This is a genomic window from Bacillus sp. z60-11 (genome assembly GCF_046464135.1).
GTDB lineage: Bacteria > Bacillota > Bacilli > Bacillales > Bacillaceae > Bacillus > Bacillus sonorensis_A.
In genome coordinates this window covers 208060-220871 of record NZ_JBIYSN010000007.1, presented here as the reverse complement: position 1 = coordinate 220871, position 12812 = coordinate 208060, and the positions used below count along the sequence as shown (strand labels likewise).

11 protein-coding genes are annotated in these 12812 nt (G+C 46.5%); 6 read left to right on the top strand and 5 right to left on the bottom strand.

Annotated features, from left to right (window positions below; all coding sequences use genetic code 11):
• Positions 1–65: 65 nt before the first annotated feature.
• Positions 66–4373 (top strand): multifunctional 2',3'-cyclic-nucleotide 2'-phosphodiesterase/3'-nucleotidase/5'-nucleotidase, encoded by a 4308-nt coding sequence (locus ACINLD_RS19025; RefSeq protein WP_035428769.1) that lies wholly within the window; start codon positions 66–68, stop codon positions 4371–4373.
• 44 nt (positions 4374–4417) lie between these two features.
• Here ACINLD_RS19025 and ACINLD_RS19020 read toward each other — a convergent pair whose 3' ends face one another.
• Entirely contained in the window at positions 4418–5101 is a 684-nt protein-coding gene (locus ACINLD_RS19020) for an NAD(P)H-dependent oxidoreductase (protein WP_026589577.1), read from the bottom strand.
• Between the two features lie 131 nt (positions 5102–5232).
• On the opposite strand from ACINLD_RS19020, the gene ACINLD_RS19015 reads away from it, so the two are divergent.
• Positions 5233–5613: a winged helix-turn-helix transcriptional regulator gene (locus ACINLD_RS19015; RefSeq protein WP_077735307.1), complete on the top strand. Its 381-nt coding sequence runs from the start codon at positions 5233–5235 to the stop codon at positions 5611–5613.
• Here the strand turns inward: ACINLD_RS19015 and ACINLD_RS19010 are convergent.
• Positions 5610–6521, bottom strand: coding sequence for an alpha/beta hydrolase (locus ACINLD_RS19010; RefSeq protein WP_236251286.1), 912 nt, complete (start codon positions 6519–6521; stop codon positions 5610–5612). The genes ACINLD_RS19015 and ACINLD_RS19010 overlap by 4 nt on opposite strands.
• A 156-nt stretch (positions 6522–6677) precedes the next feature.
• On the opposite strand from ACINLD_RS19010, the gene ACINLD_RS19005 reads away from it, so the two are divergent.
• The 3 genes from ACINLD_RS19005 to ACINLD_RS18995 are packed head-to-tail and all read left to right on the top strand — an operon-like array spanning position 6678 to position 8016.
• Positions 6678–7238: a TetR/AcrR family transcriptional regulator gene (locus ACINLD_RS19005; RefSeq protein WP_026589580.1), complete on the top strand. Its 561-nt coding sequence runs from the start codon at positions 6678–6680 to the stop codon at positions 7236–7238.
• 12 nt (positions 7239–7250) lie between these two features.
• Positions 7251–7580 (top strand): DMT family transporter, encoded by a 330-nt coding sequence (locus tag ACINLD_RS19000; protein WP_026589581.1) that lies wholly within the window; start codon positions 7251–7253, stop codon positions 7578–7580.
• A gap of 16 nt (positions 7581–7596) precedes the next feature.
• Complete coding sequence (locus ACINLD_RS18995) at positions 7597–8016, top strand: YvaD family protein (protein ID WP_026589582.1); 420 nt, start codon at positions 7597–7599, stop codon at positions 8014–8016.
• Here the strand turns inward: ACINLD_RS18995 and ACINLD_RS18990 are convergent.
• The 3 genes from ACINLD_RS18990 to ACINLD_RS18980 all read right to left on the bottom strand — a co-directional run bounded on the left by ACINLD_RS18990 (position 7982) and on the right by ACINLD_RS18980 (position 11531).
• Positions 7982–9277 (bottom strand): nucleotide sugar dehydrogenase, encoded by a 1296-nt coding sequence (locus ACINLD_RS18990; RefSeq protein WP_026589583.1) that lies wholly within the window; start codon positions 9275–9277, stop codon positions 7982–7984. The two genes, ACINLD_RS18995 and ACINLD_RS18990, sit on opposite strands and share 35 nt — an antisense overlap.
• 86 nt (positions 9278–9363) lie before the next feature.
• Complete coding sequence (locus ACINLD_RS18985; protein WP_077735308.1) at positions 9364–10428, bottom strand: Gfo/Idh/MocA family protein; 1065 nt, start codon at positions 10426–10428, stop codon at positions 9364–9366.
• The gene (locus tag ACINLD_RS18980) at positions 10425–11531 is read right to left on the bottom strand and encodes a DegT/DnrJ/EryC1/StrS family aminotransferase (RefSeq protein WP_077735309.1); all 1107 of its coding nucleotides are present in this window, start codon (positions 11529–11531) and stop codon (positions 10425–10427) included. Before ACINLD_RS18980 ends, ACINLD_RS18985 begins: the two co-directional genes overlap by 4 nt.
• Positions 11532–11902: 371 nt before the next feature.
• Between ACINLD_RS18980 and ACINLD_RS18975 the strand changes: the two genes are divergently transcribed.
• Positions 11903–12799, top strand: coding sequence for an NAD-dependent epimerase/dehydratase family protein (locus ACINLD_RS18975; protein WP_077735311.1), 897 nt, complete (start codon positions 11903–11905; stop codon positions 12797–12799).
• Positions 12800–12812 lie beyond the last annotated feature (13 nt).

Below are 12812 nucleotides of genomic sequence, written 5' to 3'. Positions count from 1 at the left end.
TTCTACAAAACTTTACAAAAAGTTCTTACAATAGAAATTGTTACTCTAATCTGAAAGGTGGAGAAATGGTGGGAATACAGAAAAGACGGTTTTCAAGGAAAAACATTCTCCGTATTCTGCTAACCTCAGTGATGATACTCAGTTTACTCATGCCAAACACCCAGACATATGCAGAAGAACAAAATGAACACCCGCTGATCAACCTCAGCATCTTGGGTACGACAGATATCCACGCCCATATGATGGATTATGACTACTATGCCGACAAAGAAACGGCTGAATTCGGACTGGCACGAACGGCTCAGCTGATCGAAAAGTACCGGAGCCGAAATCCGAACACAATTCTTGTCGACAACGGCGACTTAATTCAAGGAAACCCTCTAGGGGAATACATCTTCAAACATGAACGTGAATCGATTATCTCCGGAACGAAAACACACCCGATCATTGATGTCATGAACAAACTGCATTATGACGCCGGCACGCTCGGAAACCACGAATTCAACTACGGCCTTGAATTCCTTGACGGCACGATAAAAGGGGCCGAATTTCCCATCGTCAATGCCAATATTAAAACACCGGACGGAAAGAACAAATATACCCCATATCATATTGAAGACCGGACGGTGACGGATGAAAGCGGCCAAAAGCACCAGCTTAAAGTCGGCTACATCGGCTTCGTTCCGCCTCAGATTTTAACATGGGATAAAAAGCACCTGGACGGCAAAATCACAGTGCAGGACATCACCGAATCAGCGAAAGAAACGATTCCAAAAATGAAACAGGAAGGCGCCGACGTGATCATCGCGATCGCCCACTCCGGAATTGAAAATGGCGAACAGGCGGCGGGAGCCGAAAACGCCGTTTATGACCTGGCTCTCAAGACGGAAGGAATAGATGCGATCATCTCCGGACATCAGCACGGTCTGTTCCCCGGCACCGACTATCCCGGTAACGGCGTGATCGACAACCAAAAAGGAACGATCAACGGCATTCCTGTCGTCATGCCGAAGAACTGGGGCAGCCATTTAGGAATTATCGATATGCAGCTTGAACAGGACGGCGGCAAATGGACAGTGAACAATGCCAGCGCAAAAACGGAAGCGATTGCCGGAAATGTGACGTCGCGAAACGAAACCGTCGTTTCCGCGATTAAAGACACGCACGAAAAAACGCTTGAATATGTCCGCGCGCCGGTTGGCCAAACGGAAGCCGATATTAACAGCTTTTTCGCACAGGTAAAAGACGATCCTTCAATCCAGATTGTCACAGACGCACAAAAATGGTATGCGGAAGATGTCATGAAGGGAACGGAATACGAAAACCTGCCGATTTTATCAGCGGGCGCGCCGTTCAAAGCAGGAGGACGCAACGGTGCTGATTATTATACAAATATTAAAGCAGGAAACCTTGCGATCAAAAACATCGGCGATTTGTATTTGTACGACAATACGCTCTATATCGTCAAACTGACGGGAAGCGAGGTGAAGGACTGGATCGAAATGTCGGCCGGGCAGTTCAATCAGATCGATCCTTCAAAATCGGGTGAACAGGCGCTCCTCAACCCCGATTTCAGGTCGTATAATTTCGATGTCATTGACGGTGTGACCTACCAGATCGATGTCACACAACCGGCAAAATACAATGCCTCAGGCGGGGTGAAAAATCCGCAGGCGAACCGCGTCAAACTGTTGTCTTACAACGGAAAACCCGTCCGCGACGACCAGGAATTCCTTGTCGTCACAAATAATTACCGCGCCTCCGGGGGCGGCGGATTCCCGCATCTGACTCAGGACAAAGTCGTTTATGCGGCGGCAGATGAAAACAGGCAGGTACTCATGAACTACATTATGGAAAAGAAAACGGTCAATCCCGCCGCAGACAACAACTGGTCGATCGCTCCGATTAAAGGAGCCGACGTGACATTCGAGTCTTCCCTCCTCGCCAAACCGTTTGCTGAAAAAGCGCAGGACATCGATTTTGTCAGGGAATCCGAAAACAAAGGATATGGCGTCTATAAGCTGAACTTTGACGGTTCAGAGCCTCCAGTTGATGATGAAAACTGGACATTAACAGTCATGCACACGAACGACACGCATGCCCACCTTGATGGAGCGGCAAGGCGCGCTGCCAAAGTGAAAGAAATCCGCAGTGAAACAGAAAACAATGTGCTGCTCGATGCCGGCGACGTCTTTTCCGGCGATCTGTATTTTACAAAATGGAACGGGCTCGCCGATTTGAAACTGATGAACATGATGGGCTATGACGCCATGACTTTTGGCAACCATGAATTTGATAAAGGACCGAAAGTGCTCGCAGACTTTCTCAGCGGAAACGGAACCGCGGTTGACCCGGAAAACACATACCGGTTTGAAAAGCCGGATTTTCCGATCGTCAGCTCTAATGTCGATGTTTCAAAAGAACCTGAACTGAACAAATTTCGAAAAGAGCCGTCTGTCTTAAAGGCGGGCGAAAAGAAAGAAAGCGGAATCTACCCATATATTCTGCTAGATGTAAACGGGGAACAAGTCGGCGTCTTCGGGCTGACGACGGAAGATACGTCATATACGTCAAGCCCGGGGCCGAACATTGTGTTTCATGACGCTTATCAGTCAGCGGAGAAAACGGTCAAGGAACTGAAAGAAAAAGAAAAGGTCAACAAGATCATCGCCCTCACCCATCTCGGCCACAACCGCGACCTTGAGCTCGCCAAAAAAGTGAAGGGGATCGATCTGATCATCGGCGGGCATACACACACACTCGTCGATCATTTGGAAGTCGTGGAAAATGAGGAGCCGACGATCGTCGCACAAGCAAAAGACTATGGGCAGTTTTTAGGGAGAGTCGATGTTACATTCGATAACAACGGTGTCATCCAAACGGACAAGTCAAGCTCTCATTTGATCGCGATTGATGAAAATACCGCGGAAGACAGCGCCGCCAAAGAGGATCTCGACCGTTTTAAAGAAGCCATTGAAGACTTAAAGACAAAGGTCGTCGGCTATGCCGATGTCCCGCTTGACGGAAAGCGCGAGCATGTCCGCTCAAAAGAAACCAACCTCGGGAACTTCATCGCTGACGGTATGCTGAGGAAAGCGAAACAAGCCGGCGGCGCTGATATCGCGATCACAAATGGCGGCGGAATCAGAGCAAGCATTGACAAAGGAGAGATTACACTCGGCGAAGTGCTCACCGTCATGCCGTTCGGCAACACGCTTTATGCCGCTGATTTGACGGGAGCGCAAATTAAAGAAGCGCTCGAGCACGGCGTCAGTCAGGTCGAAGAAGGCGGAGGCGCTTTTCCTCATGTAGCGGGTTTAACCTTTACATTCACATTGAGCAAGCCTGAAGGAGAGCGTATCCTTGATGTCAAGCTTGTCAATGAAAAAGGAGAATCTGAGCCGCTCGATCCGAAGAAAACGTACCGTGTCGCAACCAACAATTTCATGGGCGGCGGCGGTGACGGCTACTCCGTCTTTAAAGAAGCGAAAAACGGTGTAGACCTCGGGTTTACAGATTACGAGATTTTCACCGAGCAGCTAGATTCGTACGATGCGGTTTCGCCGAACATCGAAAACAGAATCACTGAAGTATTCCTGCCTGAAAAGCAGGCGGACGGCATCTGGACACTTGCTGAAAAGCCGTTTCAAACATACGCGGCAAACGCCAACCAGGCGATCGTCTATTTCCCTGACACAGAAAAAGAAAACATCAAGCTGAGCATGACAAAAGCACAGACTGATCTAGTAAAGAAAAGAACAAATGATCCAAACATTACATTGAAAAACGATAAAATCGCCATGCATCTCCCGGCCGTCAATCTGGCCAGCGAAGAAGCAAAGATCGCAATCAAGATCACAAAAGACATCAAACAGGCTGTCACAAACGTCTACGACTTCAGCATTCGGCAAAAAGGAAAAGCCGTCAGCACGTTTAAAGAGCCGGTCGGACTGTTTTTCCAAGTCGATCAGCCTGACAAAAAAAACAGCGTTTATTTTGTCGACCGGAAAAACAACCGCTTCACAAAGGTGAAAAACGGCTATAGCAAAGGGCATACGGTTGCCGGATATGTGAATCATTTCAGCGAGTATACCGTGTTGAATGCCAAACATGCCGGAACGCCTCCCGCAGCCCCGGGCGACGGCGGAGATGGCGGCGAAAAGCCTGCAGGACCTGACGGCAGCAATGGCGGGTCCGGCACTGATGGAGACGGCCATGATGACGGTCAAGCCCCACCGGATTCGTTCAACGGACAATTGCCTGATACGGCGACGAATATCTATAACTGGCTGATGCTCGGTTTTCTGCTGGTCGCATTCGGGGGCGTCCTTTACCTTTATCAGCGGAAAAAACGCAGCCTCAAGCAAATGTGAACATAAAAAAAGCGATTCCGCCCGAGGCGGAATCGCTTTTTTCTTTAGTTTACCCATTTAACGACTTGATCAAGCTCCTGTCTTGTTTTCGGACGCGGCTCTTTGACGCGGTATCCGAAGGCGACCATGACGGAAACGTCAAATTTTCCATCTTCAAGCAGCCCTTCTTTTTCCAAGATGTCGTGGACTTGGTCATAATCGAAGCCTTCGATCGGGCAGGAGTCGATGCCGATCATCGCTGCCGCCGTCATCATATTGCCGAGCGCGATATAAGTTTGCTTAGAGACCCAGTCAAACATCGCCCGATCGCTTTCAAGCAAATGAAAATCGGATTCTTGAAATTTACTCAATACACCGCCCTTTTTAATCATGTTTTCCTTAATTTCAGGCGGCATTTTTTTGACATTGTCCAGATGCTCTTCAATATAGTCGGAATCATACTTCATTTCCTGAGCGGTACGGCCGAGCAGCAATACGAAATGGCTCGCTGTCGGAAGCTGCCCCTGTGCTCCCCATGAGACTGCACGCAGCTTTTCGCGCAATTCTTCGTTTTGAATGACAAGAAATTTCCACGGCTCAAGACCGAATGAACTCGGTGACAATCTGCCCGTTTCTAAAATAAAATGAAAATCTTCGTCTGAAATCTTTTGATTCGGGTCAAATTCTTTCGCGGCATGTCTAAATTGATATGCAGCAAGTATATCTTGTTTTTTGGATTGATCTGCCATGATGGTTTCTCTCCTTTTGCTCTTTAGTGTATTTTCCTTTTTCAATTCCATTCTAATGATTATAATGAGAATAAGAAAGTACGCACATTTTTGTGGTATAGTATCATTTTTTATACTAAGGAGAGAGAAAAATGAAAAAATATCCGGGAGCATGCGAAACAGCGGGAGGCTATTCGTGTCCGGTGGAAGCGACGATTGATATTATCGGCGGCAAATGGAAAAGCGTGATTTTATTTCATTTGATCGATGAAAAAAAGCGATTTAATGAACTGCGGCGTTTGATGCCCGGTATAACGCAGCGGATGCTGACCCTGCAGCTTCGCGAACTGGAGCGCGACGGAATCGTTCATCGCGAAGTGTATAAACAGGTTCCGCCGAAAGTCGAGTATCGTTTAACAGAATTCGGCAAGACCCTGATCCCGATCATTCATCAAATGATGAACTGGGGATTGTCATATGCCGCTAAGATCGATGAGGCGCGCACTAGATCGGCGGCGGCTGAAAAGATTTAAACAGAGTGGACCGGCTCAACTTTCAGCAAAAAGTCTCTTATGTTGTTAAAATACGCCTCCGGATTTTGGCTGAACCCGCCGACATGTCCGGCTCCTTCAATGACATAGAGCTTTTTGATTCCTTTTTTGCGTTCATACAGGCTTTTAGCCATTTGCAGCGGGACAAGCTGATCATTTGTCCCGTGAATAATAAAAAGCGGCGTCTCTGTCTCTTCAAGGTTTTTGACAGGTGAAATATCAGAAAGGCTCCAGCCGTAGCGCTGTTTGATCAGACGGCTTGTCAATGGAATCAGAAACGGAACAGCCCATTTGACAGCCGCTTTCAGCTGGAACCGGCATAGTTCGGTTAAATCGCTGAAACAAGAATCGGCAATACAGAACTTGATTCTCCTGTCTTGTTTCATCAATTCAACGGCAGCCGCCGCTCCCAGCGATTCGCCGAGGACGCCGATATAAAGGTCTTTGCCGAACTTTTGTTCAAGCTCATCCGCCCACATTGCCAAATCGTGTTTCTCAAAAAATCCGTAGGAAACGTGCGATCCTCCGCTTAAGCCGTGGGCTCTGCTGTCGCACAGGAGAACGTGGTAGCCGAGCGACTGAAACAGTTCGACATATTTGTAGCCGCCAAACAGCGACCATTTGATGCCATGGGCGATCATGACGGCTTTCCTGCTTTTTGGAACAGGAAAAAGCATCGCATGCAGCTGACAGCCGTCCTTAGACGTCAAAAACAGCTCCTCTTTTTGATGTGAATCGAAGACATCATCAATGATTTCCCCATTTTTGACACCGCTAAAGAAAGTTTCTTCATAACTGCTCCTGTGCGGCAGTACAAACAAATAACTGACAATCAAACTGGCGGCGAAAATGCTGAGCCCCAGCCCCAACATGATCAACAGAATTCCCATCCACACGGTCCTCACCCTTTTCGTCCTGTTTAATCACATTGTATTCTCAGGTTGATTTGGGCGTGAGTGTGAAGAAGTTTACATATGTTTGATTTCGGTATACAATACCATTGGTACCAAAATGTTTCCCTAAGTACCAAAAAGGAGGAAGCAGGATTGAAAGAACGGATGATTCAAGAAACAATTCAACTGATTCAGCAAAAAGGGTTTACCTTTACGATGAGCGATTTAGCAAAACAATTATCCGTCAGTAAACGCACGATTTATGAATGTTTCTCTTCAAAAGACAACCTTGTTGAGCAAGTGATCGATCATGTAATCCAGCAAATTAAAGAAAAGGAGAAAGCCATCACGGCTAATGAACAGCTCGGGGTAATCGAAAAAATCGAACAAATCTTGATTTCCGTACCGGCTGATTTTGAGTTAATGGATATTCGCTTATTGACGGAATTGAAAAAATTCCATTATGAACAATGGCTGAAACTTGATGTGTTTTTAAAGGAGGATTGGTCTGTTGTTGAAGATCTGTTCAAACAAGGGATCTCGCAAGGAATGATTAAAGAGATCCATTTGCCGCTATTCATTCAAATGTACACAGGGAGTCTGAGTCAGATTTATGATCCCTCTTCTTCTCTGAAAAACCGGTTTACAATGGGAGAAATTTTGACATCAGCCGTCGATATTCTGATCCACGGCATCAGTGCGAAACAAAAATAGGGGGAAACAGCTATGCATTGGCTTTACTTATGTTTGGCAATCCTTTTTGAAACGGCGGGTACAATCAGCATGAAGCTTTCAAACGGTTTTTCAAAGATTATTCCGAGCATTCTGCTGCTTGTTTTTTATGCTGCGAGCCTGGTGTTTTTAACGCTTACCTTGAAAACAATGGACATCGCGGTCGCCTATGCGGTTTGGTCCGGATTGGGAATCGTCTTCATTTCCGTTATGGGGTTTCTTTATTTTGGTGAGAGTATCAGTCTCCTCAAAGTGATTTCGATCATTCTGATTATCACAGGAGTCGTCGCTTTAAATGTTGCAGAGCATCGGCCAATTAATTGAAGCTGGAGGAAAAACTGTGAAATATGTAAAACCACTAATGCTTATTACAGATATCGGCTTTATTTTATACTGGTTTGTTACACTTTTTCACCTCATTCCGGAAGAGGCGGCCTTCAAGGATTATCACAATCCGGTCATCGTCGCTTGGAATTGGTCGTTTTTGCCGCTTGATATTTTGATTTCAATCAGCGGCCTGATCAGCTTATATTTGCATAAAAAAAAGCGGCCGCTATGGAAAAACGCCGCTCTCATTTCTCTTGTGTTAACGTTCTGTTCCGGACTGCAAGCCATCGCTTTTTGGGCGTTCAGAGGGGATTTCGATCCGGTCTGGTGGTCTTTCAATCTGTTCTTAATGATTTACCCTCTATGTTTCATCCGCATTGTGATGACCGATAACACAGCTACGAAAGACCATTTCCAAGCTGGACGACTTTAGCTTTCCCAGAGTCGTCTCTTAAAACGCCCCTCGTATCAAAGACGACTTTTGCATGTTCTAAGAACAAATCTTTCGGAAGTTCGGCATGGTCTGTTAACACGACGACACAGTCATATTGTTTCAAAGTCTCGGAATTGATCGGTTTGCTGGAAAGCTTTTGACCGTGAAGATCAAGCTCCGGCACGTACGGATCGTGATAGGAAACAGCGGCCCCCATGCCGATCAGCTTCTCGATGATATCGAGCGATTTCGATTCGCGCATATCGGCCACATTCCGTTTATATGTCACACCGTAGATGAATATATTCGCCTCCGTCGCTTTATCCTTGCCCGCCAATTGCAATGAGCGCTCGGCAATATAGCGGACGATTCGATCGTTCGTCGCCTCCGACAGCTGGATAAATTCGCTTGAGAGGCCGATTTTTTTAATCATAAACTGCAAATATAAAGGGTCAACTGGTATGCAGTGGCCGCCGATGCCCGGTCCGGGATAAAATGCGGAAAATCCGTAAGGCTTCGTGCTTGCCGCTTCGATGACTTCCCAGACATTGACGCCGAGTTTGTCGCAAATCATCGCGAACTCGTTAATAAATGAAATATTAATAAATCGATACGTATTTTCCAGCAGTTTTGTCAGCTCGGCAGTTTCCGGAGATGTCACCGGCACGACCTCTTGGTAAATCCCGCTGTATAATCGATAGATGCGGTCAAGACATTGAGCCGTCGTTCCTCCGACCACTTTCGGAACGACTTCGATCGGGAATTGATTGCCTGGATCGACCCGCTCAGGCGAATAGGCCAAATAAAAGTCTCTTCCGCAAGTCAGACCGCTCCGCTCTAAAATCGGTTTGACGATGTCTCTTGTCGTGCCGGGATATGTCGAGCTTTCCAAGACGACGAGCTGGCCTTTTTGCAAGTGTTCCGCGATCGATTGCGCCGCTTTTTCCACATAAGCCAAGTCGGGTCCGGACTGATCATCGAGCGGTGTCGGCACGCAAATGATGACCGCGCCGGCTTCTTTGATCATCCGATAATCCGCAACAGGGCGAAATAAGCCGGACTCTATGCCGCTTTGCACCGTTTCGCCTTTAATATCGGATATATAGCTTTTTCCCCTTTTTAAACAATCGATTTTTTCTTCGTCCAAATCAACGCCGATGACCGGCATTCCTTTTGCGATTAACAACATCGCCAAGGGCAGGCCGACAAACCCTAGGCCTATGACTGCTATCGTTTTGTTTTGACTTTCCTGATCCTTCATTTATAAAACCGCCCCTTCTATACATACCTTTAATAAAATATGATTCATATCTTTTTTTGAAAGGGACGATTTACTATTTCACAAACCTATTTCTTGTTCATGTCAGCCGTTTGAAATGATGGAAGCGGCAGTTCGACGACTCTTTTGGACAGTGCAGATTGATAGATGCCAAAAATGGTTTGCAACGCTTTTTTTCCTTCATATCCGTCAATCAAAAGCGGTTCATCTGATTGCACGGCGCTGATGAAATTTTGGTACATGGCGGTTTGCTCGCCCTCTTGATCAATCAGCTTTTCCGCTTCTTTCCTATCCTTCTCTTTCCCGGCGATAAACCAGCGGTTGATCTTGTTTAAAGATGGTCCCTCCAATGAAATCGCTCCGTTTTCCGCAAAGATCGAAAGCGAACTCCCCAGATTGTTTGGCTGTGTGACAATATTGGCTTCGATAACCCCCTTTGCCTGCTTGCCAAAAGTCAGGACGCCAAGGGCCACATCTTCCGTTTCCTTTGCGGGTGAAACGGTCAGCATATCACCGTATACGCTTTTTACATCGCCTAAAAACCATTGCAAAAGATCGATCAAATGTATGCCCTGGTTGACGAGCATACCGCCGTCCTTTTCCCAGCTTCCCCGCCATGCGGCCGCCTCATAATACGCAGGAGAGCGGTTCAAGCGAAGCGAAACGGCGCCTAAGTATGGCTTTCCCAATTTGCCTTGTTCGATCGTGTCTTTTATTTTTCTCATGATCGGCCGGTGGCGCATTTGATGGCAGACCATAAGCTTCAGACTTTTCCGCTCCGCCAGCTCAATGATGTCGTCGGCATCTTTCAAAGACAGTGTCATTGGTTTTTCCAAGACGACATGCTTTCCCGCCAGCAAAGACTTTTTCGCCATTTCCGCATGAAGTCCGGAAACGGCGGCAATGATCACGGCTTCGACGTTCTCATCAGCAAGCAAATCGTGATATTGTTCATAGCGCGCGATGTTTCGTTTCGTGCTGCCCATCGCTGCATAGTATTCAGCCGCTTCCGCCATTCTTTCGTTTTGTACATCACTGACTGCCGATAGTTCCGCCCCGTCGCACAGATTGAGGGCGCGCAGATGTTTTCTGGACATGTAGCCGCAGCCGATCAGGCCGAAATGAAGCTTCACTTTTGCCCGCCTCCTGTGCCAAGCAGGACGGAGATGACCTGTTCTTGTTCTTCGTTTGTCAGGAAAGGATCCATCGGGACGGCGAACAAAGTTTCCGATAAAGACTCTGCGACAGGAAAATCTCCTTTTTTGTATTTCAGAGAAGCGTAAACATCCTGCAGATGAAGACAGCACGGATAGTAAACACCTGAGTGGATGTCCTCGTCCTTCAGCAATTGCATGATCTCCTGGCGGTTTTTCGCGCCGATACAATAGAGATGATAGATATGTGTGCGGTCCTCCTTTTCCGCCGGCAGTGTAAATGAAGCTTCTCGCAATGATTCATTGTACTTTGCAGCGATTTTCCTTCTTTGTTCATTCCAGCCGTCGATCTTTTCAAGAAGAATCAGCAAAATGGCCGCGTGCAATTCATCGAGCCGGCTGTTATAGCCGATTTTGTCGTGAAAGTATTTTTTGCTCGTGCCATGCGTTCTGAGCGTTTTGACCCGTTGGGCCGCCTTAGAGTCCGAGATGGTCACCATGCCTCCGTCACCCAAGGTTCCCAAATTTTTCGTCGGAAAAAATGAAAAGCAGGCTGCATCCCCAAGACTGCCGACAGGGCGGCCTTTATATGTGGCGCCGAACGCCTGGCAGGCATCCTCGATCACAATCAGTTCATGCCGTTTGGCCACCGCCGTGATTTCAGCCATATCAGCCGGCTGGCCGAAAAGATGAACGGGAATGATCGCCTTTGTCGCCGGTGTGATTTTTTCCTCTATTTTAGCCGGATCAAGATTGTAGGTTTCCCGATCGACATCGGCAAACACTGGAGTCGCACCGACTCTTGAGACGGCTTCGGCGCTGGCGAAAAACGTAAACGGCGTTGTGATGACTTCATCTCCCTTGCCGATGCCGAATGCTTCGAGCGTCAGCACTAACGCGTCCGTACCGTTCGCAACCGCTACGGCTTCTCCCGCGCCGAGCTTTGCGGCTATTTTTTTCTCCAGCTCCGCGACTTTCGGCCCCAATATATATTGGCCGCTGTCTAATACAAGTTCGACTTCATGTAAAATGTCGGCTTTCACCTTTTGAAACTGCTTTTTTAAATTGATTAGCGGAATCATCTATTTTCCTCCTTGTTCGGCAAAAATCCCAAGATAATGTATGATCCCAGATGACAACTTGCCACGGCTGATGTTTTTTAAATGTCAATTTCGGCTTATAGCAGTAAACAGACAGCCTATAGCAATCAAAAAAGAAATTCATAACATATTAAGACAAATAGAATAAGGATTTACAGCGTTTTTCATCATGAAAACGAGATGAAGCCGGCATTCAATCCATTCTGCATTTTCAACCATAAAATGAAAAGAAAGGAAGGTTGCTATCATGCAAAGCAAAATCATTTCCAGAAAGAGAATTTTGATAATATGACATTCTATTTCTTTTTCTCCAATCCGCAAAGGCATATCGTACTAGATTGGATGAAATATCAATGAGTCAGCTCCCTAAAATATTAATCACCGGAGCGGGCGGATTTACCGGCCGGCACGCATGCCGGCACTTTTCGCAGGCGGGATTTGATGTTACGGCCATAACAAGGGTCAAGGCACCTGAAGGGAATATTAAAATTGAACGCTGCAACCTGACAGACAAAGACGCGGTAGCAAACTTAATCAAAAAAACAAAACCTCAGTATCTCCTTCATTTAGCCGGACAAAACCATGTCGGGCAGTCTTGGCTTGATCCTGTTTCAACACTGGAAAACAATCTTTTATCCACTTTGTATTTAATAGACGCTCTTCGTCAGGAAAGTCCCGAATGTAAAATCTGTGTTGCCGGTTCCATTTTGCAGTTTGATTTAAAAGATCTGTCTACTCTTCAACATCCATACAGCCTCAGCAAAACACTGCAAGTCTTGGTTGCTCAAACATGGGAACATCTTTACAACATGCAGATCATCATTGCCAAGCCGTCGAATTTAATAGGACCTGGATTTTCCAAAGGCGTTTGTTCGGTTTTCGCTCGCAACATTGTCGACATGGAAAAAAATAATGGAGAAAAGGTCCTTGAAGTTGACAATTTAAACGTTCAGCTCGATTTTTTGGATGTACGGGATGTGGTCCGTGCTTATGAAATCCTTTTAACAAACGGCGAACCAGGAGAAGTTTATGTAATTGCCACAGGCAGGAGCCATTCTCTTAACGAAGTGGTCCATATTTACAAAAAACTGACAGCAATCGAATTTGAGATCAAGTCGCGAAACAATGAAAAAACATCAGCAAAACCGGATCTGGCCCCTGCCAAAATAATGAAATTAGGATGGAAACCGGTTATTTCGCTGGAATCATCACTAGCTGATATTTTGAAATTTTATCGTTCAAACATGTGATTGAAAAATCATA

Bases quoted from the DNA above. Each gene is read 5' to 3' on its own strand.
- ACINLD_RS18980 (WP_077735309.1), bottom strand. From the start codon at position 11,531: ATGATTCCGCTAATCAATTTAAAAAAGCAGTTTCAAAAGGTGAAAGCC.
- ACINLD_RS19020 (WP_026589577.1), bottom strand. From the start codon at position 5,101: ATGGCAGATCAATCCAAAAAACAAGATATACTTGCTGCATATCAATTT.
- ACINLD_RS18990 (WP_026589583.1), bottom strand. From the start codon at position 9,277: ATGAAGGATCAGGAAAGTCAAAACAAAACGATAGCAGTCATAGGCCTA.
- ACINLD_RS19015 (WP_077735307.1), top strand. From the start codon at position 5,233: ATGAAAAAATATCCGGGAGCATGCGAAACAGCGGGAGGCTATTCGTGT.
- ACINLD_RS19025 (WP_035428769.1), top strand. From the start codon at position 66: ATGGTGGGAATACAGAAAAGACGGTTTTCAAGGAAAAACATTCTCCGT.
- ACINLD_RS18975 (WP_077735311.1), top strand. From the start codon at position 11,903: ATGAGTCAGCTCCCTAAAATATTAATCACCGGAGCGGGCGGATTTACC.
- ACINLD_RS19000 (WP_026589581.1), top strand. From the start codon at position 7,251: ATGCATTGGCTTTACTTATGTTTGGCAATCCTTTTTGAAACGGCGGGT.
- ACINLD_RS19010 (WP_236251286.1), bottom strand. From the start codon at position 6,521: ATGGGAATTCTGTTGATCATGTTGGGGCTGGGGCTCAGCATTTTCGCC.